This is a genomic window from Parviterribacter kavangonensis, from assembly GCF_056863335.1.
The window spans coordinates 1361460-1386943 of the sequence record NZ_JBXPJA010000001.1; the positions used below are offsets into that span (position 1 = coordinate 1361460).

The 25484-nt window shown below is 73.3% G+C and carries 24 protein-coding genes and 1 tRNA gene; 6 read left to right on the forward strand and 19 right to left on the reverse strand.

Annotated features, from left to right (window positions below):
- Positions 1-46: 46 nt before the first annotated feature.
- Complete coding sequence (locus AC1UE4_RS07025; RefSeq protein WP_482916506.1) at positions 47-271, reverse strand: hypothetical protein; 225 nt, start codon at positions 269-271, stop codon at positions 47-49.
- A 76-nt stretch (positions 272-347) separates the two neighbouring features.
- Between AC1UE4_RS07025 and AC1UE4_RS07030 the strand changes: the two genes are divergently transcribed.
- Positions 348-491, forward strand: a complete 144-nt coding sequence (locus AC1UE4_RS07030; RefSeq protein WP_482916507.1) for a hypothetical protein — start codon at positions 348-350, stop codon at positions 489-491.
- Positions 492-843: 352 nt separating this feature from the next.
- Here AC1UE4_RS07030 and ruvX read toward each other — a convergent pair whose 3' ends face one another.
- Both ruvX and alaS read right to left on the reverse strand, forming a co-directional pair.
- The gene (gene ruvX, locus AC1UE4_RS07035; protein WP_482916508.1) at positions 844-1251 is read right to left on the reverse strand and encodes a Holliday junction resolvase RuvX; all 408 of its coding nucleotides are present in this window, start codon (positions 1249-1251) and stop codon (positions 844-846) included.
- Complete coding sequence (alaS, locus tag AC1UE4_RS07040) at positions 1248-3887, reverse strand: alanine--tRNA ligase (protein WP_482916509.1); 2640 nt, start codon at positions 3885-3887, stop codon at positions 1248-1250. Before alaS ends, ruvX begins: the two co-directional genes overlap by 4 nt.
- A gap of 134 nt (positions 3888-4021) precedes the next feature.
- On the opposite strand from alaS, the gene AC1UE4_RS07045 reads away from it, so the two are divergent.
- Positions 4022-4669 (forward strand): DUF8692 domain-containing protein, encoded by a 648-nt coding sequence (locus AC1UE4_RS07045; RefSeq protein ID WP_482916510.1) that lies wholly within the window; start codon positions 4022-4024, stop codon positions 4667-4669.
- Here the strand turns inward: AC1UE4_RS07045 and mnmA are convergent.
- Together mnmA and AC1UE4_RS07055 are read right to left on the reverse strand one after the other, a co-directional pair.
- Positions 4606-6018 (reverse strand): tRNA 2-thiouridine(34) synthase MnmA, encoded by a 1413-nt coding sequence (gene mnmA, locus AC1UE4_RS07050; RefSeq protein ID WP_482916511.1) that lies wholly within the window; start codon positions 6016-6018, stop codon positions 4606-4608. The two genes, AC1UE4_RS07045 and mnmA, sit on opposite strands and share 64 nt — an antisense overlap.
- A gap of 15 nt (positions 6019-6033) precedes the next feature.
- On the reverse strand, positions 6034-7557 hold the full coding sequence (locus tag AC1UE4_RS07055) for a hypothetical protein (RefSeq protein ID WP_482916512.1): 1524 nt from the start codon (positions 7555-7557) through the stop codon (positions 6034-6036).
- 104 nt (positions 7558-7661) lie between these two features.
- On the opposite strand from AC1UE4_RS07055, the gene AC1UE4_RS07060 reads away from it, so the two are divergent.
- On the forward strand, positions 7662-8420 hold the full coding sequence (locus AC1UE4_RS07060; RefSeq protein ID WP_482916513.1) for a hypothetical protein: 759 nt from the start codon (positions 7662-7664) through the stop codon (positions 8418-8420).
- A gap of 12 nt (positions 8421-8432) precedes the next feature.
- Here AC1UE4_RS07060 and aspS read toward each other — a convergent pair whose 3' ends face one another.
- From aspS to AC1UE4_RS07100, 8 genes are read right to left on the reverse strand one after another with little or no spacing between them, the layout of a single operon-like run.
- Positions 8433-10196 carry an aspartate--tRNA ligase gene (aspS, locus tag AC1UE4_RS07065; protein ID WP_482916514.1) on the reverse strand — a complete coding sequence of 588 codons (1764 nt, stop codon included), beginning with the start codon at positions 10194-10196 and terminating at the stop codon, positions 8433-8435.
- The gene (hisS, locus tag AC1UE4_RS07070; protein WP_482916515.1) at positions 10193-11428 is read right to left on the reverse strand and encodes a histidine--tRNA ligase; all 1236 of its coding nucleotides are present in this window, start codon (positions 11426-11428) and stop codon (positions 10193-10195) included. Before hisS ends, aspS begins: the two co-directional genes overlap by 4 nt.
- The gene (locus AC1UE4_RS07075) at positions 11425-12066 is read right to left on the reverse strand and encodes an MBL fold metallo-hydrolase (RefSeq protein WP_482916516.1); all 642 of its coding nucleotides are present in this window, start codon (positions 12064-12066) and stop codon (positions 11425-11427) included. Before AC1UE4_RS07075 ends, hisS begins: the two co-directional genes overlap by 4 nt.
- A complete protein-coding gene (locus tag AC1UE4_RS07080; RefSeq protein WP_482916517.1) occupies positions 12066-12434 on the reverse strand; it encodes a hypothetical protein in 369 nt (122 codons plus the stop codon). The genes AC1UE4_RS07075 and AC1UE4_RS07080 overlap by 1 nt, the downstream gene beginning before the upstream one ends.
- Before the next feature lie 42 nt (positions 12435-12476).
- On the reverse strand, positions 12477-13346 hold the full coding sequence (locus tag AC1UE4_RS07085) for a glutamate formimidoyltransferase (protein WP_482916518.1): 870 nt from the start codon (positions 13344-13346) through the stop codon (positions 12477-12479).
- Positions 13343-14563 (reverse strand): cytochrome P450, encoded by a 1221-nt coding sequence (locus AC1UE4_RS07090; protein WP_482916519.1) that lies wholly within the window; start codon positions 14561-14563, stop codon positions 13343-13345. The genes AC1UE4_RS07085 and AC1UE4_RS07090 overlap by 4 nt, the downstream gene beginning before the upstream one ends.
- Positions 14564-14604: 41 nt before the next feature.
- Positions 14605-15876, reverse strand: a complete 1272-nt coding sequence (locus AC1UE4_RS07095) for a cytochrome P450 (protein ID WP_482916520.1) — start codon at positions 15874-15876, stop codon at positions 14605-14607.
- Positions 15877-15922: 46 nt separating this feature from the next.
- Positions 15923-16867 (reverse strand): aminopeptidase, encoded by a 945-nt coding sequence (locus AC1UE4_RS07100; protein ID WP_482916521.1) that lies wholly within the window; start codon positions 16865-16867, stop codon positions 15923-15925.
- 58 nt (positions 16868-16925) lie between these two features.
- Here AC1UE4_RS07100 and AC1UE4_RS07105 point away from each other — a divergent pair, with 58 nt between their 5' ends.
- The gene (locus tag AC1UE4_RS07105) at positions 16926-17750 is read left to right on the forward strand and encodes a hypothetical protein (RefSeq protein ID WP_482916522.1); all 825 of its coding nucleotides are present in this window, start codon (positions 16926-16928) and stop codon (positions 17748-17750) included.
- A 46-nt stretch (positions 17751-17796) separates the two neighbouring features.
- On the opposite strand, the gene AC1UE4_RS07110 is transcribed toward AC1UE4_RS07105, so the two are convergent.
- From AC1UE4_RS07110 to AC1UE4_RS07130, 5 genes are all read right to left on the reverse strand, one after another.
- The gene (locus tag AC1UE4_RS07110) at positions 17797-18294 is read right to left on the reverse strand and encodes a hypothetical protein (protein WP_482916523.1); all 498 of its coding nucleotides are present in this window, start codon (positions 18292-18294) and stop codon (positions 17797-17799) included.
- Positions 18294-19199, reverse strand: a complete 906-nt coding sequence (locus AC1UE4_RS07115) for an alpha/beta fold hydrolase (protein WP_482916524.1) — start codon at positions 19197-19199, stop codon at positions 18294-18296. Before AC1UE4_RS07115 ends, AC1UE4_RS07110 begins: the two co-directional genes overlap by 1 nt.
- A 68-nt stretch (positions 19200-19267) precedes the next feature.
- Positions 19268-20335, reverse strand: a complete 1068-nt coding sequence (locus AC1UE4_RS07120; protein ID WP_482916525.1) for a rod shape-determining protein — start codon at positions 20333-20335, stop codon at positions 19268-19270.
- A 41-nt stretch (positions 20336-20376) separates the two neighbouring features.
- Positions 20377-20928: a CAP domain-containing protein gene (locus tag AC1UE4_RS07125; RefSeq protein ID WP_482916526.1), complete on the reverse strand. Its 552-nt coding sequence runs from the start codon at positions 20926-20928 to the stop codon at positions 20377-20379.
- A 283-nt stretch (positions 20929-21211) separates the two neighbouring features.
- Positions 21212-21697, reverse strand: coding sequence for a hypothetical protein (locus tag AC1UE4_RS07130; protein WP_482916527.1), 486 nt, complete (start codon positions 21695-21697; stop codon positions 21212-21214).
- Positions 21698-21829: 132 nt separating this feature from the next.
- On the opposite strand from AC1UE4_RS07130, the gene AC1UE4_RS07135 reads away from it, so the two are divergent.
- Together AC1UE4_RS07135 and AC1UE4_RS07140 are read left to right on the forward strand one after the other, a co-directional pair.
- Positions 21830-21903 (forward strand) — tRNA-Met (locus AC1UE4_RS07135).
- Positions 21904-22142: 239 nt separating this feature from the next.
- Positions 22143-22421 carry a DUF2630 family protein gene (locus AC1UE4_RS07140; protein WP_482916528.1) on the forward strand — a complete coding sequence of 93 codons (279 nt, stop codon included), beginning with the start codon at positions 22143-22145 and terminating at the stop codon, positions 22419-22421.
- A gap of 145 nt (positions 22422-22566) precedes the next feature.
- Here AC1UE4_RS07140 and AC1UE4_RS07145 read toward each other — a convergent pair whose 3' ends face one another.
- Positions 22567-25434: an ATP-binding protein gene (locus AC1UE4_RS07145; RefSeq protein WP_482916529.1), complete on the reverse strand. Its 2868-nt coding sequence runs from the start codon at positions 25432-25434 to the stop codon at positions 22567-22569.
- Between the last annotated feature and the right edge of the window lie 50 nt (positions 25435-25484).

A 25484-nucleotide genomic window follows, 5' to 3' on the forward strand; every position in this document is an offset into this window, starting at 1 on the left:
GCGCGCCCTGCAGGCTAACGAGCGCCCTGGTCGGACGCTCCGAGCCTCAGCCGCCCGCGTACGGACCGCCGACGTCTCGCCACATCGCCGGCCGCGGATCGTCGGCCTGCGGCGGGCGCTCCTCGGCGACCGTCTCGGGATGCGTGCCGTCGCGCTCTTCCATGTCCTCGGGTCGCAGCTGCAGCGCCCCGTCTGCCCCACGCGACACGGTGATCCGCGGCGGCGCGCCGGCGGCGATGCGCTCGGTCTTGTCCCGGCGATGAACACCCATGCCTTCAGCGTACGCCCCGGCGTGACGCGGGTCGACCGGCCGGCCGGCCCGCGCCCTCGATCACCGTCAGCCGAAGGTGACCGTCTTCGCCGTCGACGCCGGGGTCCGGGCCGTCGCCGACGCCGCGACCTTCTCTCGACGTCGCAGTACGGCGGACCGGGCGCCGACATCGGTGGTCGTGATGTCGATGTCGTTGAAGATCGCGCCGGCGTCCCGTTGAGGCCCCAGCCGGAATCGGTCTGGCCGGCCATCCAGGAGTCCACGCCCTCGGTCCCGAGCAGCACGAGGCTGACCTTGCCGTCACCACCGGCGTAGACGACCTCGATCTCCAAGGGACCGCCGACCTCCGGGGTCTTGCCGGGGCCGAGCGGCCGCTCCAGGTCGACGTAGACCGAGCTGTCGCCGCCCGAGACGTCGGTGATCACGACCTTGTCGATGCCCGCGGCCGTACCGCAGAGGACGCCGTTCATGCCGCGGAACCCTCACGTGACCCGGGGCACGCTCCAATGCGGCGAACTTCAGTGTGCGGCGGCGGAGAACCGACTGGGGGTCAGCGGCGAGCCGACTCGGGGTCACCCCGATGAGCGGTCGCGCGCGAGCCAGCCTTCGAGGAGGTGCGCCGCGGCACGCGAGTCCTCGTCGCCCTCGCCGCCGAAGCGCTCGGCCATCCGCGTCGTGAACCGCTCGTCGTACAGCTCGACGGGAACGCGCCCGCCGAGGCGCGCCTCCAGCTCGGCCGCCCAGGCGCGCGTCTCACGCGTCTGGTCGGTGTCCTCGCCCGACAGCCCGAGCGGCAGTCCGACGACGACCCGCGAGGCGCCGAGCTCGCGCACCAGCCCGACGACGCGGCCGAGGCCCTTCTTCGTCCCCGGCCGCTCCACGACGGGCAGCGGCGAGGCGAGCGTCCCGGTGGGATCGCTCACCGCGACGCCGCAGCGCGCGCTGCCGTAGTCGAGGGCGAGGACGCGCCGCCGGCTCACCCGGCGAGCGCCGCCTCGACGACGGACCGCGCCTTCGCGAGCGCGTCGCCGAGCTTCGACGGGTCCTTGCCGCCGGCCTGCGCCATCGTCGGGCGCCCGCCGCCGCCACCGCCGACGACCTGCGCGGCCGCCTTGACGATGTCCCCCGCCCGCACGCCGCGGTCGACGACCGGCGGAGCCACCGCGGCGACGAGCGCGACGCGGCCTTCCGGCGCGCTCGCGAGCACGATGACGCCGTCGCCCAGCTTGCCCTTCAGCCTGTCCGCCAGATCCGGCAGCGCCTTCGCGTCGAGCGACGGCACCTCGGCGATGAGCACCGGCACGCCATCGACGGCGACCGCGGTGGACAGCAGCGCGTCGACGTCGACCGCCGGCCCGGACGACGCCGCCTTCGCCGCGTCCTTGAGCTTGCGCTGCAGGTCCTCGACCGACGCGACGACCTCCTCGGGGCGCTTGCGCACGAGCGTCGCGGCCTGGCGCAGCTGCTCGTCGTGGGCGCGCAGCAGCGCGACGCCCTCGGGCCCGGTCAGCGCCTCGATGCGCCGGACGTTGGCCGCCGACGACGTCTCCGCCGTGATCCGGAACACGCCGATCTCGGCGGTCGAGCGCACGTGCGTGCCGCCGCACAGCTCGCGCGAGAACGACCCATCGCCGATCTGCACCATCCGCACGACGTCGCCGTACTTCTCGCCGAACAGCGCCATCGCCCCGAGCCGCCGCGCCTCCTCCAGCGGCATCGTCAGCGCGCGCACCGGCTGGTTGGCGAGGATCTGGTCGGTCACCCGCTGCTCGACCCAGCGCACGTCCTCCTCGGACAGCGCGGAGCCGTGCGTGAAGTCGAAGCGCAGCTTGTCCGGCCCGACGTACGAGCCGGCCTGGCGGACGTGCGTGCCGAGCCGCTCGCGCAGCGCCGCGTGCAGCAGGTGCGTCGCGGTGTGGTTGCACTGCGTCGCGTGGCGGCGGTCGGCGAACACGCGCGCGACGACGCGGGTGCCCGGCGTCAGCTCGCCGCGCTCGGGCTCGATCACGACGGCTTGGTCCTCGCCGAGCCGGATGACGTCGACGACCCGGCCGAGGCAGCCCGCGTCCTCGCACTCGATGACGCCCTCGTCCGCGATCTGCCCGCCGCCCGTCGCGTAGAACGGCGACTCGGCGAGCTTCGCGACGAGCTTGCCGTTCAGCTGCGCGACGCCGCCGACCGTCGTCTGCTGCTCGAGCTTCTCGTAGCCGACGAACTCCGTCTCGACGCCCGTGTCGCGCGCCAGGGTGATGGCCGTGTCGCGCGGCGTGGGCCCCGAGGCGCCCGGTCCCGCGCTGGCGATCCCGCCGCGCGACTTCTCGCGCTGGCGGTCCATGAGCACCTCGAAGCCTTCCTGGTCGACGCCGAGGCCGTGCTCGGTGACGAGCTCCAGGGTGAGGTCGATCGGGAACCCGAACGTGTCGTGCAGCCGGAACGCGTCCTCGGCCGCGATGCCCTCGTCGCCGCGCTCGCGCGCCCGCGCGATGAGGTCGTCGAGCTGGCGCGTGCCCTGCTCGAGCGTGCGGCCGAACGCCTCCTCCTCGGAGCGCAGCCAGCGCGGGATCGCGTCGCGCTCGCGCCCGAGCTCCGCGTACTCGGCGCCCATCGTCTCCTGCACGACGTCCGCGTACCGGACGAGGAAGCCCGGATCCATGCCGAGCCGCCGCCCGTGCTGGATCGCGCGCCGCATGATGCGCCGCAGGACGTAGCCGCGGTCCTCGTTGGAGGGCACGACCCCGTCGGCGACGAGGAAGTTCATGCCGCGGCAGTGGTCGGCGAGGATGCGCAGCGAGCGGTCGACCTCGTGCGTCGAGCCGTACTTCGCGCCCGACAGCTCCTCCCCCAGCCGGATGAGCGGCACGAACTGGTCCGTGTCGAACACCGACTCGACGCCCTGCTGCAGCGCCGCCATGCGGTTCAGGCCCAGTCCCGTGTCGATGTTCTGCGCCGGCAATGGCGTCAGAACGCCCTCGGGGTTCTGGTTGAACTGCATGAACACGAGGTTCCAGTACTCGAGGAAGCGCTCGTTGTCGCCGCCGGGGAGGTCGTCCTCCTTGCCGAAGTCCAGGCCGCGATCGAAGTAGAGCTCCGAGCACGGGCCGCACGGGCCGGTCGGGCCGGCCTGCCAGAAGTTCTCCGAGCGCGGGCACAGGACGATGCGCTCGCGCGGGACGCCGACCGACAGCCACGCCTCGATGGCCTCCTCGTCGGGCCCGAGGCCGAGCTCGTCGTCGCCCTCGAAGACGGTGATCCAGACCTTCTCGGGCTCGAACCCGAAGCCCTCCAGCGACAGCTCCCACGCGAACTCGACCGCGCCCTGCTTGAAGTAGTCGCCGACCGAGAAGTTGCCGAGCATCTCGAAGAACGTGAGGTGCCGGGTCGTCGTCCCGACCTCCTCGATGTCGGGCGTGCGGAAGCACTTCTGGCAGGTGGTCAGCCGGTGGTGCGGCGCCTTCTCGAGGCCGAGGAAGTACGGCTTGAGCGGGTGCATGCCCGCCGTCGTGAGCAGGACCGACGGGTCGAAGTCGGCCGGCACGAGCGAGCCGGACGCGAGGCGCTTGTGGTCGCGCTGGATGAAGAAGTCCAGGAAGAGACGACGGATCTCGTCGGAGGTCACGCTGCGGAGTCTAGGTCGGGGCGGCGTCCACCGGCCGTCCAGTCCGCTGCCGGCCTGCGTACTGACGTCCGATCAGGGGCATCATGCGCATGATCATGCCGCCGCTCTTGACCATTCCGCGATCGCGCGTCAGCGTGCGAGGCGCCGCCATCGCCGTCGGCAGCGTGATCGCGGCGTTCGGAGTGCTCGGCGCGCTGTTCCTCTCCGGCGTGACCGTCGCCGGCCACGGCCTCTACCGGTTCGACCTCGACGCGGAGCACACCGTGCCGGCCGCGTTCAGCGCGCTGCTGCTGCTCGCGACGGCCGCCGCGGCGTTCGCCGATGCCCGCGATCCCGGCCGCCTGCCGGCGCGCGCGGCGCTCGGGCTCGCTGCGGTGTTCGCGCTGATGGCCGCCGACGAGCTGCTCGCGGTGCACGAGCACATCGAGAAGGCGCTCGGCGTCGACTGGCAGGTCGTCTACCTCCCGATCGCAGCGGGTGCGGGCGTCCTGTGGCTGCGGCTCGCGCGGGCGTTCGGCAATCGCCGGGTCCTGCGCCTGTGGGGGCTCGGCGCCGCCGCGTGGGGCATCGCGCAGGTGATCGAGAAGATCCAGTGGGACGGCGACGTGCTCGTCCACGCGTGGACGATCGTCCCGGAGGAGACGCTGGAGATGGCGGGCTCCGCGCTGTTCCTGTTCGCGCTCGTGATGGAGCGCGCCCGGCGCCCGGCGCCCGGCGATCAGGCGACGATCGTCGCGCAGCCGACCACGGCGCCGTCGCTGCCGATGAACACCGCGGTCTGACCGGGCGCCGCCCCGCCGTCGACCGGCTCGAGCAGCTCGACCGCGCCGTCGTGCAGGCGGCAGGCCACGGCATGTGAGCGGTACCGCAGCTTCACCCGCGCGACGGCGTCCTCGTCGCGGTGCAGCCGGACGGCGCGGACCGGCACGCGCGTGGTGCGCAGCGCCTCGCGCGGCCCGACCGTGACGGTGTTCGCGCGCGGGTCCGTGCGCAGGACGTAGAGCGGATCGCCGGCGCCGCCGATCTCCAGGCCCTTGCGCTGGCCGACGGTGAAGCCGTGGTGGCCGCGGTGGCGGCCGAGCACGCGGCCCTCGCGGTCGACGATGTCCCCCGGCTCCTCGGCGATGCCGCCGTGACGGGCGAGGAACGCGGCGCGGCCGGTGCCGGCGAGGAAGCACAGGTCCTGCGAGTCGGCCTTCCTGGCGACCGGCAGCCCCGCCTCCTCGGCGAGCGCGCGGACCTCCGGCTTCGTGAGGTGGCCGAGCGGGAAGCGAAGCCGCGCGACCGACGCCGGCTTGAGCGCGGCGAGCATGTACGTCTGGTCCTTCGCGGCGTCGGCGGCGGGCCGCAGGAGCCCGTCCTTCCCCACCTGCGCGTAGTGCCCGGTCGCCAGCGCCCGCGCCCCGAGCCGGTCGGCGAGGTCGAGCATCGCGTCGAGCCGGACGTGGCCGTTGCAGCGGATGCACGGGTTCGGCGTGAGGCCCTCCGCGTGGTCGGCCAGCCACGGCTCGACGACGCCGGCGCGGAACTCGTCACGCAGATCGAGCGTGAAGTGCGGCAGCCCGAGCCGGTGCGCGACCGCCCGCGCCTGGCGTACCGCGCTCGCCGAGCAGCAGCTCGCCTCCGCGTCGTTCTCCGCGTCGCGCCACAGCTCCAGCGTGACCGCCACGACCTCCGCGCCGCCGCGAGACTCGAGGAGCGCGGCGACCGCCGAGTCGACGCCGCCCGACATCGCCACCAGGACCCGATTCGCCCCAGTGATGTGGGAAGAAGTCGCCGTGGTCTTCCCGAGCGCCACATGCAGTGCATCGGCCGCGAGGTCCGCCGCGTGGAGCTTGCCGGGGCTCAGCCCGCCAAGCTCCTCGGCGATCTCCCGCGGGCCGACGCGCGCGACGTCGAGGATCGGCCGGCCGTGGGCGAGCTCGACCGCGGCGCTGGCGGCCGCGAGCGCCGCGCCGCAGCCGCTCGCTTCGAACGAGGCGTCGGCGACGCGGTCGCCCTCGACGCGCAGCGAGATCCGGACGAGGTCGCCGCAGGCGGCGCCGCCGGCCGAGCCGTCGGCGCCGCCCACCACGAGCTCACCGCGGCGGCGCGGGAACTCGAGGTGATCGGCGAAGCGCTCGTCGGGCATGGCGCCCGACTGAGGTTACGAGCGTCCGAGGTCCACGTACCGCGGCAGCGTGAAGGTCGGGTAGAGCTTCTGCTTGCCGTCGCGCGTCGTCCGGCGCACCCAGGTGCTCAGCCGGTACGTGCCCGCCTGCAGCTTCTTGGGCGCCTTGACCGTGATGCTGAAGCGGCCGGACTCGGTCGGCTTGATCTTCCCGACGGTCACCGTCTTGGTGCACGACAGCCGCTGCTTGAGCACGATCGCGCGGCGCGGCTCGGCAAGCGGCTTGCGGATGAACCCGCTGATCCGCACCCGTCCGCCCGACACGCGCGTGCCGGTGACGACCATGCGCCGCGTCAGCTTGAGCGGCAGCGACTTGTTGTACCGGCCGATCCGCGCCTCGTAGCGCGCGCGGTTCGAGGCCCGCAGGCTCCCACGGGGCACCGGCACGTACGCACGGAACGTGCCGTCCTTCGCGACCTTCGGCATCGCGACGCGGCGACCGGTGGCCAGGAAGAACAGGCGCACGCGCTGGCCGACGTAGCGCTTGTCGGCGGCGCCGTAGAGCCGGACGCGGTTGCCCTGCTGCAGCACGTCGATGAGCACGAGGCGGCGCGAGGTGCACTGCAGCGCCTGCTGCGCCACCGCACCGGTCGACGTCGCGCAGTCGGCCTCCTCGGCGCCGACGGTCGCCTCCCCGATCGTCAGGTCGAGGATGCTCTGCGACGCCAGCCCGAGCTGGACGCGCAGCGCGCGCTGCGTCAGCCGGGTCGCCGTCTTCTCCTGCTCGGCCGGCGTGATCTTCACGGTCCCGAGCGTGTCGGGGATCTGGATCGTCGGCAGCGCCGCCAGCAGCGGCTTGACGATCGTCTGCTGCAGCGGCGTCAGGTCGACGCCGGCGACGGTCAGCTGCGTCACGTCGAGCTGGCTGAGGTCGATCCCCTGTCCGCCGACGACCTTGATCGCCTGCTCCACGGCGGCGTTGACCGGCAGGTCCACCCCGAGCACACGGACGCCCGCCACCTGCGAGGAGCCCGTCAGCACGGGGCTGCCGCTGCTCGAGCACTCGGCGTGCGCGAGCGAGTTCAGTCCGGTGACGCGCAGCAGCTCGCCGTTGATCGGCGTCAGCAGCGTGGTCGCGGCGGCGGTGAGGTCGACCGTCCCGACGCCCGGCACGGTCAGCGGCGGCACCTGCGAGAGCGCCTGCTGCACGAGCTGCTGGCGGATCTGCGCGAGCGTCTGCAGCAGCGGATCGGGCAGGCCGACGCCCAGGCTGACGACGCCGCCCGAGGCGTCCGCGGTGCGCGTCCCGGCGGTCGTCGACGCCGCGACGACCGACGCGCTCAGCGGGGCGGGCAGCACGTTGGCGCCGCCGCCCGAGGCGGTCTTGCACGCGGACGCGCCCTTGTTCGCGGTCACCGGCTCGATCGCGGGCGCCGTGAGCACGGTGCCGCGCAAGGCGCTCGCCTCGCACTGGAAGGCCGCCGAAGCGGGTGCTGCATGGACGGCGAGCGCCAGCACGGCGCCCGCCGGGACGATGCCGGCGAACCGGAAGAACCTCATGAACAACTGCACGAACCCCCTATCTCGGCGCGGAAGGGTGACACATCGTCCGTTCGAAGTGGCCGGTTCTCAAGACGTACGTCCAGTGGCCGACCAAGACGATCGTGGACCAGGTCTCGCTCCCCATGCGCATCGCCCTGCTGGCCGTCCTCGCGTTCGCGGGGGTCTGGCTCGTCGCCCTCCGCCCGAAGCCGGTCGCCGGCCCGGCGGACACGGCTCCGGTCACCGCGACCACGCAGGTCGCCAAGCCCGCCAAGACGGCGAAGGCCGACAAGGGGAACGGCGTCCTGAACGCCGCCGACAAGGCCAAGGGAGCCGCCGCGACCGGCAACGCCGCCGCGGCGAAGACCGAGGCCACCGCGAAGGCCACCGGCGACGACGCGACCGCCACCCCGGCGGTGAAGCCGGCCAAGGCCGCCAAGGCCGACGCCGCCAAGCCGGCCACGGCGAAGGCGACCACGCCCGCGACCGCCACCGCGCAGCCCGCGACCACCGCGCAGACGCCCGCCACCGCGGCCGCCAAGCCCGAGGTCGCCGGCCAGAGCGCGGCCGTCCGCGAGATCCTCGCCGAGCTCGACGGCGGCAAGGTCGTGGCCATCCTCTTCTGGGAGAGCAAGGGCTCGGACGACCGCGCCGTGCGCTCCGCCCTCCTCCGCGCCGACCGCCACGGCGGCAAGGTCGAGACCCACGTCGCGTCGATCGACGACCTCGGCGACTACGCCCCGATCACCCGCGGCGTCCCGGTCGTCACCAGCCCGTCGATCGTCGTGATCGACAAGCAGCGTCGCGCCCGCGTCATCGCCGGCCTGACGATCCGCCGCGAGATCGATCAGACGATCGCGCGCGCCCTCAAGGGCAACTAGGCCCCCGGGGCGCTAGCCCTGGCGGATGCCGAGCTCGCGCAGCTGACGCCCGTCGATCGGTGACGGCGCGCCGGTCATCGGATCCGCACCGCTCGCGGTCTTCGGGAACGCGATGACGTCGCGGATCGAGTCGCGCCGCGCCAGCAGCGCGGCGACGCGGTCGATGCCGAACGCGATGCCGCCGTGCGGCGGCGCGCCGTAGCGCAGCGCGTCGAGCAGGAACCCGAAGCGCGCCTGCGCCTCCTCGGCGTCCATGCCGAGCACCTCGAAGACGCGCGACTGGACCTCGGGCGAGTGGATGCGGATCGAGCCGCCGCCGAGCTCCTGCCCGTCGACGATGAGGTCGTAGCCGCGCGAGAGCCACTCCCCCGGGTCGCCCGCGAGGTCGCCCTTCGGCGCCGTGAACGGGTGGTGCACCGCCGACCAGCGCCGCTCGTCCTCGTCCCACTCGAACATCGGGAAGTCGACGACCCAGAAGACGTCGTGGACGCCCTCGGGCACGAGCTCCCACCGGCGGCCGAGCTCGAGGCGCAGCCCGCCGAGCGCCGTCTGCGCGACGTCGCGCTTGTCGGCGGCGAACAGCAGGAGGTCGCCCTCGGCCGCGCCCAACGCGTGCGTCGTGTGCGAGATCTGGTCCTCGGTGAAGAACTTCGCGATCGGCGAGCGCCAGCCGCTCTCCTCCACGAACGCCCAGGCGACCGCCTTGCCGCCGTGCTGCTTGACGACGTCGTTGAGCCCGTCGAGCTCCGAGCGCGACAGCTCCCGCTTGCCGGCGTTGATCGCGAGCACCGCGCCGCCGGAGTCGATGACCGACTGGAAGACCTTGAACTGCGAGCCGTGGACCTGCTCGGACACGTCGTGCAGCTCGAGCCCGAAGCGCCGGTCGGGGCGATCGGTGCCGTACTTGGCCATCGCGTCGGCGTAGGTGACGTGCTCCCACGGCGGCGCCGGCAGGCCGAGGTCGCCGAGCGCCAGCACCGGCGCCATGACGTCCTCGATGGTGCCCATGACGTCGTCCTCGGTGACGAACGCCATCTCGACGTCGAGCTGCGTGAACTCCGGCTGGCGGTCGGCGCGCAGGTCCTCGTCGCGGAAGCAGCGCGCGATCTGGAAGTAGCGCTCGTAGCCGCTCATCATCAGCAGCTGCTTGAAGAGCTGCGGCGACTGCGGCAGCGCGTACCACGTGCCCGGCTCGCGGCGGTTCGGCACGAGGAAGTCGCGCGCGCCCTCGGGCGTGGACTTCGTGAGGATCGGCGTCTCGATCTCGAGGAAGTCGGCGGCCTCCAGGCCCTGGCGCATGAGGCTGATCGCCTCGCTGCGGATCGACAGCGCGCGCTGCATCGTGTGGCGGCGCAGGTCGAGCATCCGGTGCTGCAGGCGCAGCAGCTCGTCGACGTCGGTGTCCTCGTCGAGCGGGAACGGCGGCGTCTCGGAGACCGCGAGGCGCTCGGCCTCGGTCACCCGCACCTCGATCTCGCCCGTGGGGATGTTCGGGTTGACGTTCCCGGACTCGCGCTGGACGACCTCGCCGACGGCGCTGATCACGTGCTCGGGCCGCAGCGCCTCGGCGGTCGCGAACGACGCGCCCGACGTGTCGGGGTGGAAGACGAGCTGCACGATGCCCGACCGGTCGCGGAGGTCGATGAAGATCAGGCCCCCGTGATCGCGGCGCCGGTGCACCCAGCCGGACAGGCGGACCGTGGACCCGGCGTCGGCGGCCCTCAGGTCGCCCGACCAGGTGTCCCGGTAGACGTTGCTGCGCGGCTGCTGCTTCACGGCGTGAACCCTCGCATGGCCTGCGCGACGACGCGGTCCGCCGGGACGTTCGCCTCCTCGCCGGACTCCATGTCGCGCAGCGTCGCGGCGCCCTCGTGCAGGACGGCGAGCCAGCGCGCGCCGACGCGGTCGGCCTGCTTGCGCTGGCCCTTCAGCGATCGCCCGGCGAGCTCCATCTGCGCCTTCATGCCCGCTCGCCGCGCATCCATGCTCAGCTCGAACGCGAGCTTGCGGTCGGCTTCGCCGGTGTAGCCGACGAAGAGGTCGACGGGCGGCTCGGCCGCGCGCTCGTCGGACGCGGCCAGCAGGATCCGCTCCACCCCGGCCGCCCAGCCGGTGCCGGGCGTCCGCGGGCCGCCGAGCTGCTCGATCAGCCCGTCGTAGCGGCCGCCGCCGCCGACGCCGGACTGCGCGCCGAGCGCGTCGGACGTGAACTCGAAGACCGTGTGCGTGTAGTAGTCGAGCCCGCGCACCAGCGTCGAGTCGACCTCGTACGGGACCTCCGCGGCGTCGAGCATCTCGCGCACGGCGCGGAAGTGGTCCTCGTCCTCGGGCGACAGGTGGTCGATGAGGCGCGGCGCGTCGGTCATGACCGCCTGCGTGCGCGGGTCCTTGGCATCGAACGCGCGCAGCGGGTTGAGGTCGATGCGCCCGCGGACGTCCTCCGAGAGGTCGCCGGCGTGCGCACGGAGGAAGCCGGTGAGGATCTCGCGGTACCTCGCGCGCGACTCGGCGCTGCCGAGCGTGCCGAGGCGCAGCCGCACGCCCTCGACGCCGAGCTCGTCGAGCAGCGTCGCGAGCAGCGCGATCGACTCCGCGTCGACGGCGGGATCGTCGGAGCCGATCGCCTCGGCGCCGATCTGCCAGAACTGCCGGAAGCGACCGGCCTGCGGGCGCTCCTTGCGGAAGAAGCTCGACAGGTACCAGAGCTTCACCGGCTGCGGCAGCTTGTGCATGCCGTGCTCGAGGTAGGCGCGGGCGACCGGCGCGGTGCCCTCGGGCCGCAGCGTGATCGACCTCCCGCCGCCGTCGTCGAACGTGTACATCTCCTTCTGGACGATGTCAGTCGACTCGCCGACGCCGCGGGCGAACAGCTCCGTGGGTTCGAACGTCGGCGTCTCGATGCGGCGGTAGCCGGCGCCCTCGAGGATCCGCTGCGCCGCGTCGGCGACGCGTTCCCTCGCCGCCTGCTGCTCGGGCAGGACGTCGAACGTGCCCTTGGGGGCCTTCAAGAGACGAGCTCGGAGAGGAACGGGTTGGTCGCGCGCTCCCGCCCGAGCGTCGTGACGCCCATGTGCCCCGGCAGGACCGTGGTCTCGTCGGGGAAGCGGTCGAGCAGCATCGCGATCGACTGCGCGAGGACGTTCCAATCCCCGCCGGGCAGGTCGGTGCGCCCGACCGAGCCCTGGAAGAGCACGTCGCCGGAGAAGAGCACCTGCTCGTCGGCGATCGAGTACGTCACGTGGCCGGGGCTGTGGCCCGGCGTGAAGAGCACCTCGATGTCGAAGCCCGCGAGCTGCAGCCGCTCGCCGCCCTCGACGGTCTCCTCGGGGTCGTGGTTCTCGTACGGGCCGAAGCCGGGCCACGGCACGAACGCCATGACGTCCTGCAGCATCGGGACCTCGACCTTCGGGCAGTAGACCGGCGCGCCCGTGGCCTTCGCGACCGGCGCGACGGCGCCGATGTGGTCGAAGTGGCAGTGCGTGAGGAGGATCGCGTCGACGGTGACGCCCATCTCCTCGATCGCGCCGAGCAGCGTCGGCGCCTCCTCGCCCGGGTCGACGACGATCGCGCGATCGGACTCCTTGTCGCGGCGCGCGATGAAGCAGTTCTCCTGGACCGGGCCGACGGTGAAGCCGCGGACGTCCATCAGCTCGCCCGCCCCGCGGCCGCCTTCTTGCGCTGCCGGCGGCGGTACATCGTGAGGTCCGTGTAGTAGCTGAGCGGCACGTAGAGCAGCAGCATCAGCGCGCCGAGCGACACCGCCGCGGCCGGGTTCTGGCCGAGGACGATGACGGCGACGACGAAGAGGCCGGCGGCGATGGCCGCGCGGTTGAGCGCCCCGCGCCAAGTCGGCGGCTGGTTCATCCGCTCGAGCCGGCGGAGCCGCGCCTCCTCCTTGGCGTCGATCTTGCGCTCGTCGGCGGTGGGCTTGCGGCCGGTGCGCCCGCGCGTCTCCACCTTCCCGGCGGCGTTCCCGCGGTGCTTGGTCTGACGGCGCTTCCTCGACTGGGCCATGGCTCCTCCGGAGTCTATGAGGCCCGAACCGCAACAACGGGGTCAGGCACCGTGCGTGCGCGGTGCACGCACGGTGCCTGACCCCTTCGTTGCGAGCGCTTCTTCCACGGTGCGTTGGTTGCGGACCGGGACGTCGTCGGGCCAGCCGCGGAACGCCTTCTCCGGCGCCAGCCCGACGAGCTCCGCCTCCTCCACCACGGCGTGCCGCCGGACGACGGCGAGGAGGTCGACGAGGGCGACGCCGTGGTGGTCCTCGACGTTGGTCGAGACCTGCGCGCGGCCCTCGACCTCCATGCCGAGGGCGCGGACGCCGGGCAGGCCCTCGGATCCCGTCTCGCGCACGAGCGCGGCGACGCGCTTCGCCTCGTCGGGCGTGCCGCGGATGAAGAGGTTGAACGCGATCAGCGGCGGGCGGGCAGCGACGAGGACCGCGCCGGAGCGGTCGTCGATCCGGTTCGGGCCGAAGTCGGGCTCGATCTCGCGCAGCGCCGGGATGCCGCCGCGGCGCAGCGCCGCCCGGGTCCGGCCGTCGGCGAGCAGCCCGTAGAGGTAGACGGGCAGGCCGAGCTCGCCGAGCATGTCGGCCGCCAGCAGCGCCTCCGCGCAGGCCGCGCCGCGGCGGGCGTCGTCGAGGAAGACGACGGGCGCGACGTCGACCGCGCCGACGTGCGGGTGCTGGCCGCGCGGCGTCGTGAGGTCGATCCGCGCGATCGCCTCGCGCGCGCCGGCGACCAGCGCGGGCGCCAGCTCTCCCGGGCCGCCCGCGAGCGTGAAGACGCTGCGGTGGTGGTCGGCGTCGCCGTGGACGTCGAGGAGCCGCGCGCCCGTCGACGCGAACGCCGCGCCGATCGCCTGGATCGCGGCGGGGTCACGGCCCTCGGAGACGTTCGGGATCGTCAGCAGCGTCGTCACGAGACGCGCACTCTGCCACCCCGCGCAGGGCTCAACGTCACCGCGCGCCGCCGCACCCGCTCGGGGCTGCCGGGCGCGTCGAGCCGCCCGGCCCGCGCGGCCTCCGTCAGCACGACCTCCATCTCCATGAGCGCGAAGGGCGCGCCCGCGCACCGCCGCGTCCCGCCGCCGAACGGGATCCACGCGTACGGCGGAGGCTTCCCTTCGAGGAACCGCTCGGGCCGGAACGCATGCGGGTCGCCCCACACGTCCGCCCGGCGATGCGTCAGGTAGATGCACGGCGCGACCAGCACGCCCGGAGGCAACTCCGTTCCGGCGATCTCGAGGGGCTCCACCACCGTCCGCGGAGCGACGCTGAGGACCGGGCGCACCCGGAGGACCTCCTGCGCAACGGCCTCGGCGAATCGCGCGGGGGCGGCGCCGCCCTGAGGCTCTTCGGAGGCCGCCCCCTCCTCGCTCAGGCGCGCGACGACGGCCGGGGTCCTCCCGAGTCTCTCGAACGCCCACGCGAGGGCGGTCGCGGTGGTCTCGTGGCCGGCCGCGAGGAGCGTGACGAGGTGGTCGCGGAGCTCTTGGCGCGAGAGCGGCGAGCCGTCTTCGTGGCGGGCTTCGCGTAGCGAGCCGAGGACGGAGTCCGGGTCGGCGTCTCCGTCGATGCGTTCGTAGAGGAGGTCGTCGACGCGCGCGACCGCGCGGGTGAAGGCGCGGGACCCTCCGAGCGCCATCGCGACGAGCCGCGGCGCCGACCGGGTCAGCGCGAGCGCGTCGCGGATCGCGGAGCGCAGGCGCTCGTCGGGGCGGCCGAAGACCACGTGCAGCATCACCTCGAGCGTCAGCGCCTGCATCCGCTCGTGCGTCTTGACGACCTGCCCGCGCGGCCACGACGCGAGCTCGCGCCGGGCGAGCTCCGCGACGAGCGGGCGGACCGCGCGCATCCGCTCCCCGTGGAACGGCGGCAGCAGCAGCCGTCGCGCGCGGAGGTGCTCGTCGCCGTCGAGGACCATGATCGACGTCGGGCCTGCGAACGGCTCGAGGATCGAGCCCTCCCCCGGCCCCCGCAGGACCGCCGGCGGCGCGGTGAAGACACGGCGCACGTCGTCGGGGTGCGAGACGAGCACCATCGGCGCGCTCGACCAGTGGGTGCGCAGCGTGAACGGCTCGCCGTACCGCGCCGCGCAGCGACGCAGGAACGCGGTCGGGCGAACGATCCACTCCATGGTCTGGAGCGCGCGTGGCTCCCGCGGACCCGGAGGAGCTGTCACCGCACGCGCACGACACGGCCGCCGCGGCCGGGCGCGCTGATGATCCCCTGGCGCACGACCGGCTCGTCGCCGTTGCCGTCGGCGCGCAGGGTGACCTCGCGCAGGATCGTCCGCAGCACGACGCGCATCTCGAACAGCGCGAACGCGGCGCCGAGGCAGCGGCGCGGCCCGCCGCCGAACGGCAGCCACTCGTACGTCGAGGGCGTCTCCTCGCCGAGGAACCGCTCGGGCCGGAAGGCCTCGGCGTCGGTGAACGCCTCCTCGCGCCGGTGCGACAGCGCGATGCTCGGCATGACGATGGTGCCCGCCGGCAGCTCGTAGCCCGCGACGGTGTACGGCCGTGAGAGCCACCGGCCGACCGAGTTGACGACCGGCCGCGCGCGCAGCGTCTCCTTGCAGACCGCGTCGAGGTAGGCCTGGTCCTCGGGCAGGCGCTCGAGGACCTCGGGGTGGCGGAGGATCCGCTCGAACGCCCACGACAGCGCCGTCGCCGTCGTCTCGTGCCCGGCGACGAGCAGCGTCATCGTCTCGTCGCGCAGCTCGTCGTCGGTCGACCCCGCCTGGACGAGCATCGAGAGCACGTCGTCGCGCTCGTCCAGATCGGTCGCGGCGCGGCGGTCGTCGAGCTCGGCGTGGATGAGCTCGTCGACGTCGGCGATCTGCCCCGCGAAGCGCCTCGGCATCTCGTCGCTGCGCGAGACGACCTGCATGAGACGGCGGGCGCGGCTGGCCGGGGCGAGCATGATCCGGATCCGCCGCGCGAGCTCGTCGTACCGCTCGCCGGCCGACACGCCGAAGACCGCCCGCATGATCACCTCGAGCGTGATGTCCTGCATGCTCGGCAGCAGCGCGAACGGGCGCCCGACTGGCCACCCCTCGATCTCCCGCCGCGCGGCGCGCTCCATGATCAGCTCGTAGGTCTGCAGGCGCGGCCCGTGGAACGGCGGCAGCAGGCGCCGGCGCGCGGCCAGGTGCTCCGGACCGTCGAGCAGCAGCGTGCTCCGCGGCCCGAGCACGGCACCGAGCGGCTGGTTCGCCACGCCGGCCATCAGCACGTCCGTCGGCCCGGTGAAGACCTCGCGGATCGCCGCCGGGTCGGCGAGCACGACGAACGGCGGCGCCCCGGCGATCCGCAGCGTGAAGACGTCGCCGTACTTCTCCCGCGACTCCGCGATGAACGACGCCGGCGAGCGCAGGAACAGCATCGTCTGCGCAACCGGCGACAGCGTCGGACCGGGCGGCAGCGACGGCGCGGAGACGGCGGTCACGCCCTCATCATCCCGGGCTCAGGAGACCGCCCGCGTGACCTTCGTCTCAATCGAGGACGAAGCGGCCGGCGTCCACGACGGTCGTCTCGCCGATCGTCAGCGTCGGGTCGAGGACGACGACGTCCTCGTGGACCGGGACGGTGACGGTGCCGCCGATCGCGGCGCTCGCGCCGAAGGCCACGTGGACCGTGCCGACGATCTTCTCGTCCTCGAGGAGGTTGCCGGTGAGGCGCGCCTGCTCGTTCGTGCCGACGCCGAGCTCGGCGAGGTGGCGGCCGTCGGGGCCGAACGCGTCGAGGTGGTCGGTGAAGCGCGGCCCCAGCCCGCCGGTCGCGGACACGAGCCGGCCGTCCTCGACGCGCAGCTCGACGGGCTCGTCCGAGATGCCGAAGTGCCCGATCGTCTTGCCGTGGAAGACGCCCGAGCCGGACGCCGGCGAGATGAAGCCCTCACCGCACGGCAGGTTGCCGAAGGCGGCGCGCGCGGTGAGGTCGCCGTCGTCGGCGATCGCGGTCCGCCCGCGCAGGTCGAAGCGCATGTCGGACCCGAGCGGGCACGTGAAGCGCGCCTCGTCGGCCTCGGTCAACAGCGCGGCGACGCGAGCGCTGCGCTCGGCCATCAGGTCGAACGCGCCGCTCATCAGTCGCGCGAGCATCTCCTCCTCGACGTACGGCAGCGTCGCCCCGCGCGCGCCGTGCTCCGTCGCCCCCTTGCGCGCGGTCGTGTGCGACAGCGAGGGAGCCGAGGGCGCGAGGAAGACGTCGCAGGCGGCGAACGCCTCGGCGACCAGTCGGGGCGGCTCGGTCCCGCGCTCCGGCCGCTGCGGCAGCACGATCAGCACGGCGTCGCCGCCGGCCTCGATCGCGGCGTCCTGCAGCGCTTGGCCGATGCGCAGGCGGTCCGGATCGCAGACGACGAGGACGTCCTCACCCGGCTTGACGGCGAGGCAGCGGCCGACGACGGTCCGTGCGGCGGTGGCGAGCTCTGACACGCCCGGGAGAGTACGTGCAGACCGCAACCCTCGTGGAAGCGGTGTGTCGCAGGTGGGCATGGACAGATATACGAGTCGCCTCACGAAGCGCAGCGTCGTCCTGGCCTTCGGCCTCCTCGCGCTTCTTGCCGCCTCCATCGCCACGTCGATCGCCGGTGCCGCCGGAGAGGGCCGCACCGTCAAGGCCGGTGAGCGCAATCCCAGTGCCGGCAACCTCGTCCGCGAGACCCAGATCATCGCGAGCAACAACACGTACGGCACCCGCCAGTCGAACAAGTCCGCCCGCGGCGGCGGCGCGATCTACGGCTGCCGCTCCGGTGAGGGCGGCACGCCGAACGGCAACAAGCCGTGCATGCGCGCCAACAACCTCGTCAACGGCCTCGCCTTCGAGTTCGCGTCGAGCGCCGGTCCGGTGATCGGCACGATCATGGGCGGCAAGGGTGGCGACGCCGTCAAGCCGTTCACCACCAACGCCACCGGCGTGGCCACCGGCCTGAACGCCGACGAGGTCGACGGCAAGAGCGCCGACGACTTCGTCGCGAAGGACGGCAAGGCCGCCGACAGCGACAAGCTCGACGGCAAGGACTCGACCGAGTTCGCCGGCGCCGGCGACCTCCTCTTCGCCGCCGTCACCGCCGCCGGCGCGGCCACCGGTCGTGGCGTCACGGGCGCGTCGGTCAGCGGCGCGGGCACGACGAACACGTTCACCGTGACGTTCAACAAGGACGTCAGCAAGTGCTCGTTCACCGCGACCGAGACCGGCGCCGCCGCCTCCGCCGTGGACTTCGCGGTCCAGCCCGTCGCGGCCGACACGAAGAGCGTCACCGTGGACGAGACCGACGGCGCGCCCGCGGTCCCGTTCCACCTCCAGGTCATCTGCTGATCCGGCCGGACGGCGCCGCCCCGCACCGGGGCGGCGCCGTTCGCCGTTACAGCGCCGTCGAGCGGATGGCCTCGTTCGCGGCCTTGATCAGCACGCGACGGCCGTTGCCCTCGACCTTGGCCTGGATGTCGTAGAGGACGCCGCCCTGGATCCACTGGATCTGCGGCGGAGCGCACGACCCGCCGCACGACAGCGGCTTGAAGTAGCCCGTGATCCCGCGCGCGAGCGAGACCGTCCGCTTGAAGGCCGGCTTGCCGCCCTTCTCGCCCGAGATCGACGCGAGGAAGCACGCGTTCGCCCCGCAGACCTTCGTGGCGTTGATGCCGACGAAGAACGTCTTGCGGCCACCCCCGCCCTGCCCGTAGACGCCCTTGTCGTAGTCGAGCGGCAGCGACGCCGGGACGCGCACGGGGATCTTCGCCTTGCGCGCCGCGGTGCGGACCGCGCCCGGCACGGACTTCATTAGCTCGTACTGGCGCGCCTCGGCGGCCGGAGCGAGCAGCAGCGCGGCGCCGAGCGTCGCGAGAACGAGCGTGCGCCGCATCAGGCTGCGTTCTGGATCGTCTCGGTCGCCGCCGACCGGGCCCGCGCCGCCGTGCGCACGATCCCGTCGATCACCTGCGGCCACACCCCGCGCGGCAGGTCATGGCCCATGCCCTCGATCTCGAGCAGCTCCGCCCCCGGGATCGCCTTCGCGGTCGCGCGCCCGCCCGACGGCGAGATGAGCTTGTCGGCCTTGCCGTGGATGACCAGCGTCGGCGCGGTGATCCACTTGAGCTTCTCGGTGCGGTCGCCCGACGCGATGATCGCCGCGAGCTGGCGCCCGCTGCCGGCCGGGTTGAGGCCGCGGTCGTACGTGCGGCCCGCGAGGTCCCGCAGGTGCTCGACGTCGTGCTCGAAGCCGGGCGAGCGGATGAGCTCGTACGTCGTCGCGAGGTGCGCGATGAAGCCCTCGCGGTCGTCGGGCGCGCGGCGCAGGAGCACGGGGTACGCCGACAGCTTCGGCTGCCCGGCCCGGCGCGAGCCGGTGGTCGACATGATCGAGACGAGGCTGAGCACGCGGTCGGGCCGGCGGGCCGCCATCGTCTGGGCGATCATCCCGCCCATCGAGACGCCGACGACGTGCGCCCGCTCGATCCCGAGGTGGTCGAGCAGGCCGATCCCGTCGGCGGCGAGATCGTCGAGGAGGTAGCTCGGCTTGACCTTGCGCGTCAGGATCTGCCGGATCGTCGGCGGGCGGCCCGTCCCGCTGGACGACCGCCCGACGTCGCGGTTGTCGTAGCGGATGACGAAGAAGCCGCGGCCGGCCAGCTCTTCGCAGAAGTCCTCGTGCCACGCGATCATCTGCGTGGCGAGGCCCATCACGAGCAGGAGCGGCGGGTTCGAGGGGTCGCCGAACGTCTCGTAGCAGAGCTCGACGTCGCCGACCGCGCACATGGACTCAGGCATGGCCGCCGAGCCTACCCGGCCGTGTCAACGCCGCCGCGACGGGCCGCACGATCGAGAGCTGCGCAGGTTCAGCGCGGGAGCTCCGCGGTGCGTCGCAGGCGATTGCGCTGCGCGAGCTGGTCCGAGCGGACCATCGCCCCGAACTCCTCGAGCGCCATGCCGGAGCCCAGCACCACGCACGTGAGCGGCGAGTCGGCAAGCGTCGTCGGCATGCCCGTCTCCTCCGCCAGCCGCTCCCCGAAGCCCTGCAGGAGCACGCCGCCGCCGGCGAGCAGGATGCCGGACTGGGTGATGTCGGCCGACAGCTCGGGCGGGGTGCGCTCGAGCGTCTCCTTCACCGCCTCGACGATCGTCTGCACGTTGTCGGCGAGCGCCTCGCGGATCTCGGTGCTCGACACCTGGACCGAGCGCGGGAGGCCCGACGCCATGTGGCGTCCGCGGATCTCGACCTCGAGCTCCTCGGCGAGCGGCATCGCGCTGCCCAGCTCCACCTTCAGGTCCTCCGCCGTCTGCTGGCCGATCGCGAGCCCGTGCTGCGTGCGCATCCACGCCGTGACGGCGTCGTCGAGCTCGTACCCGCCGACGCGCACGGACTCGGAGACGACGATCCCGCCGAGCGAGATCACCGCGACCTCGGTCGTGCCGCCGCCGATGTCGACGACCATGTGGCCGCGCGGCTCGGCGATCGGCAGGCCGGCGCCGATCGCGGCCGCGAGCGGCTCCTCGATCAGCTGCACCTCGCGCGCTCCGGCCGCGAGCGAGGCGTCGATGACGGCGCGCTTCTCGACCTCGGTGACGCCCGACGGCACGCACATGACGAGGCGCGGACGCGCGCGGCGGCGCTGCTCGGCGCGGCGCATGAAGTAGCGCAGCATCGCCTCGGTGACCTCGAAGTCCGTGATGACCCCGTGGCGCAGCGGCCGCACCGCGGAGATCGACGCGGGCGTGCGGCCGATCATCTGCTTGGCCTCCGAGCCGACCGCGTGCACCTCGCCGGTCTTGTTGTCGATCGCGACGACGCTCGGCTCGGACACGACGATGCCACGGCCCCGCACGTAGACGAGCGTGTTCGCGGTGCCGAGGTCGATCGCGACGTCGCGGACGCCGACGCCCGTGAGGGAGCTCAACAGGGCCATGTGGTCACCGGGAGACTACGCCCCCGGTGGAGTGCGGGGGCTCAGCCGCCGAAGGTGACGACGTACGTCAGCGCGCGCCTGCGCGCACCGCTCATCGGGGTGCCGCCGAAGACGCCGACCCCCATGCGCTTGAAGTTGCCGTAGAGGATCGCCTTGCGGTGGATCGAGCTGTGCATCCAGCCGACGAAGACCTTGCGCGCAGTGCGGGCGCGGCCCGTGCCGAAGCCGAGGTTCTCACCGCACCACCACTGGCGGTTGCGCGGCGGGAAGCCCGAGCGCTTGACGCGCTTGACCAGGCTGCCCGAGCGGGGCGAGTCGTGGCCGAAGAAGCGCATCCGGACCATCTGGTTCGCGTGGCGGCTGGCGACCCGGTGCAGGCGCGCGTCGGAGCCGAGCGCGGGCAGGCCGCGCTGCGCGCGCGCCTGGTTGATGAGGCAGAACATCGCGCCGGCGGCAACCGCGCGGTTCGTGCTGTTCGCCCCCGAGCACGCGGCTTGCGCGGCATCGGCCCTGGCCAGCGAGAAGAGCAGGGCAAGCGACGCGGCGGCGAGCAAGGCCACGGCGACAGGGCGGATCGTCATGTTGAACGGCATGGCGTTCCTTCCTCGTGTCGAGACGGATTCGACGCACGACGTCACCCCCCTCCGTCCGGACCCGCGCGAACTGCCCCGCATGGGAGCGGTTCGAACGCAGGCACGCCGGCTGGACGCAACGAGCGAGCCACGGCGAGTCACGCACATCCCCAGCGACTCGCCGCTCAACGAAGGCCGGGAGGCTAGCGAACGGATCGGCGCGAGCCGCAGGTCGCCACACCTCGTTGACGCCTTGGAACACGACGAAGCCCCGCCTGAGCGGGGCTTCGGTTGACGAGCGAAGTCAGGCGTTCACGGCGGGCCCGATGTAGCCCGGGAAGACCTGGTAGTAAGGCACCGAGCGGCCGTAGGCGTCGATGTAGAACCAGGTGATGCCCGTGACGGCGCCGTCGCCGCTCCCCACGCCGCTCTGGAGCTGGAAGAAGCTGCACGCGAACCACTGGCCCCAGCTCGCCTGCTGCACGTAGGTGCACTGGTGGTACTGCGGCGTCCACGTCCAGGTCGTGATGTTGATCCGGGGCTGCACGGCCGGCCGGCCCTTCGGGGGCCGGCAGTGCGCGCCTCGCCGCCGAGCCGCGGCCTTCGTGGGCGCACAGCGGAGCACCGACTTGACGGACAGGTGCGCCGCCCCGTCCCGGGCGGCGGGCCGTGGCGCCCGCTCCGATGCGGCGGCGGGTCCGGCGAGAGCGACTGAGAGGAGCACCGGCAGGACGGCGATCGTCGCGACGATCCGGATGAAGGTGCTGCGGGGGGCGGTGGTGGAGAACATGGTTGGAGAGCTCCGGAGAAGGTGTTGCCTGACACCCCGGACTCTTCCGCCGGCCGGCGCACCCGAACAGCCCTCCCAGGGGTGGTCGCCACCACACGTGCGCGCCACGCGACGGCTATCCTCCTCGTCCCCGCCGGAGTAGCTCAGTCGGTTAGAGCAGCGGAATCATAATCCGCGTGTCGGGGGTTCGAGTCCCTCCTCCGGCACTTCCAGAAGCCCCGCGGCGGCGGGGCTTTCGTCGTTCAGGAGGCGATTCAACGACTGCCGCGTCGTCACGGCGCGTCGTGCCAGCGGCCCGGCCTTGTGTCGCAGTCAGCGATGCATCGCCGCGTCCTGATCCTTCTTAGCCGGTCGGTGGGCCGACCGGGCTGATTCACGGTCTCGCGCTCAAGGGGTCTCGCACCGTGATTGACCGGCGCAGACGACGGAGGGAACATCTCCGGCCATGGACGACGAGCAGATCCAGGCACGTATCGAGGAGCTCGAGGCCGAGGAGCGTCGCCTGCGCGCAGACGAGGCGCAGCACGCAGCGCACCGTGCCGCTTCCGATCACGACGACGGAGCGAGGATCGCCGCCGATGCCGAGCGCCTGGCTGCGATCAAGGTCGAGCTCGACCAGCTCTGGGATCTCCGGCGCCAGCGTCGGGCACGCGAGCGCGCCGGCGACGATCCGGACAAGGCCGAGATGCGCGACCAGGGAACCGTCGAGGGCTACCTGGGCTGATACGGCCGCGACGTGCGCGCCGAAGCAAGGTTCGCCCGCGCCGGCGTGGCTCGGTAGACGCCGCGCGCACGGCGCTTCCAGGATCCTTCGCCGATCATGATCCGCGTGCCGGGGGTTCGAGTCCCTCCTCCGGCATCGGGTTTGGCTACGCGCTTGCCCGGGCGCCCTCGATCGCGCGGGCGACGTCGACGCGGCTCGAGACGCCGAGCTTGAAGAAGATGTTGCGCAGGTGCGTCTCCACGGTCTTCTCGCTGAGGAACAGCGCCGCGGCGATCTCTCGGTTCGTGTGACGGTCGCAGACGAGGTCGGCGACCTCGCGCTCGCGATTCGACAGGGAAGAGACGCCGGTGTCGCCGGGCGCACGCGGGCCGGGCGGCTCGGCGCGGGCGCCGAGCCGGCGCAGCTCGCGCCGCGCCGTGTCGCGCAGCCGCAGGGCGCCGCTGGCAGCGAGCACACGCTCGGCGCTGCGCAGCTCGCGCACCGCGTCCGCGCGGCGGTCCGCGCGCGCCAGCGCCTGGCCGGCCAGCAGCCGCGAGGTCGCCGCCTCGATGCGGGCTGCGGCCGCATCGGCGCGACCGGCCGAGCGCAGCGCGACGTCCGCCGCCTCGATCACCGACCCCTGCCCGAGCAGCACGGTCGCTCGCGCGCGCAGCGCGTAGGCCTCGATGATCGGCAAGGCGCAGCGGGCGGCTGCCGCCTCGGCGCGCGCCGCGGCGACCTCGGCGTCGTCCAGCCGGCCACGGCTGACGTCAACGGTCGCCTTGAGCGTCTGGTAGCGGGCCTGCCACAACGCGGGCAGCAGCGGGAGCTCCCAGCCGCCCGCGATCTCGACGAGCGCGTCGACGCCCTCGGGCGTTCCGCGGGCGAACAGCAGCAGCGCGAGCACCGTCGCGCACAGTGCGGGGATCACGCCCGGCTCGGAACCCTCGGTCAGCTCGACCGCCTCGCGCGCCGCGGCGATCGCGCCGTCGAGGTCACCGCGCAGCATCGCGATCTGCGCGGAGGTCACGAGCGCCGCCGCGGTCATGTACGGGTTCGCGGCCAGTCGGGCCTGCTCGATCGAACGGTCGTGCACTTCGGCCGCCTCGTCGAGGTCACCGAGCATCATCGCGTCGAGCCCTTTGGCCTGGTGCATGAGCGCGACGAACTCCCCGTGCCCGCTCGTGCGCGCCACGGCGATCCCCCGGTCCAACCGGGTGCTCGACTGCTCGTAGTGGCCCATGTAGAACTCGGCCCAGGCCAGCCGGTTGAGGTCCTCGAGCCGCAGCGCGAGCTCGTCGTCGTTCAGCGTGTCGAGCCGTTCGGCTGCCTCGCGCCGGGCGCGCTCGGCCGCCTCGAGCTCGCCATGCATCGCGCCGGCGTGCGCGACGACGGCCGTTGCCGCCCCTACGAGCGCCGCGTCGCCCAACGACCGCGCGAGCGTCAGCGCCTCGTTGGACATGTCCCACATGCGTTCGATCTGCGTCGTGAAGAACTGCTCACCTGCGATGCTCAGGCGCACCGTCACCGCCTCGGGCGAGCGCTCGTCCGGCAGGTCCGCCAGAGCCTTGGTCAGCCGGGCCTGCGCGGACGAGTGTCGCCCCATGAACGTCTCGGTCACCGCGCAGCCCGTGGTGAGCGCAACTCGCATGGCGAGCGCGTCGGGCGGCAGCAGCTCGATGGCCTCGAGCAGCCGCCGGCGCGACCCGTTCAGGTCACCCGCATGCCGCAGCGACGCCGCCAGGCCGACGAGCGTCCGGATGCGGGTCTCGTCGTCGTCGTGGGGGAGCAGCCGCAGCGCTGCCTCGTAGCGCCGCGCAGCGGTGGCCGGGGCGTGCGCCGCCGCCTCGCCGGCTGCTGACAGCAGCAACGCGATCGCCGCGGCGTCGCCGGGCACCGCGGACTGCTCGATGTGGTGCGCACGTGCGGTCGCGGCGACGCCCTGCTCGGAGAGCGTCGCGGCGGCTCGCGCGTGTGCCGCGAGCCGCCACCCCGGAGGCGCTGACTCGTAGACGGCCCGCCGCACGAGCGGATGGCGGAAGGCGAAACGGCGGGGGACCTCGGTCGCGTGCACCAGCCGTGCGGCGACGAGGTCGTCGAGGGCTGTGAGCGCGTCGTCGAGCGCGAGCTCAGCGATCGCTCCCGCCGTCGCGGGGTCGAACGGGTCGCCTGCGACAGCGGCGCCGTTGAGGAACCGTCTGGTTGCCGGCGCAAGCGCCGCCAGCTCGTGCCCGAGGGCAGCCGCCACCACGACCGGCACGCCCGCCGCCGGCTCGGCCCCAGCATCGGCCCCCGCTGTCCACGCCAGCTGCTCGATGTAGAACGGGTTCCCGCCGCTCTCGGCGAAGATCTCGCGCTGGCGCTCCGCGCCGATGCCGTCGCCCGCCACCGCAGCGGACTCGGCCTCGTCGAGCGGCTCGAGGTCGATCCGTTGCACGGCCGGATGGACGAGGGCGGCGGTGAGCCCCTCCGGGATCTGGCCCGAGCGGACGCCGAGCGCGAGCAGCACCGGGCCCTCGACGCCGCGGCTGACGATCGATCCGATGAGCTCGATCGACGCCGCGTCGCTCCAATGGAGGTCGTCGAGCACGACGACGAGCGGCTGCTCCTCGCCGAGCGCGCCGAGCAGCGCGCGCATCGCCCGGTGGACGCGGTACCGCTCGTCCGGCAACGCCGCCTCGCCGCCGGCGTGGGGCCGCAGCGACGGCAGGACACCAGCAAGTTCACGCACGATGCGCCCGTCGAGCCCGTCCGCGCCGCGCGCCGCCAGATGCGCATCGAGGGCGTCTTCCCACACACCGAACGGCAGGTCGCGCTCGAACTCCGACGACGTGCCCGTCAGGCAGACGTGGCCGAGCGCGTCGGCGCGGGCACGGAGCTCGGCAAGGAGCCTCGTCTTGCCGATGCCGGGGTCACCGAGCACCGCGAGGCACCGCGACCCGGTGCCGGTGGAGAGCGACGAGAGGGCCGCGTCGAGCTCGACGAGCTCGCGCTGGCGCCCGACGACAGGCCGGGCGCTGAAGTCGATGGTCACCTCGCGGCCGACCCTACCTCGCTCAGGGGCGCCGGTACAGGGACCGCCCC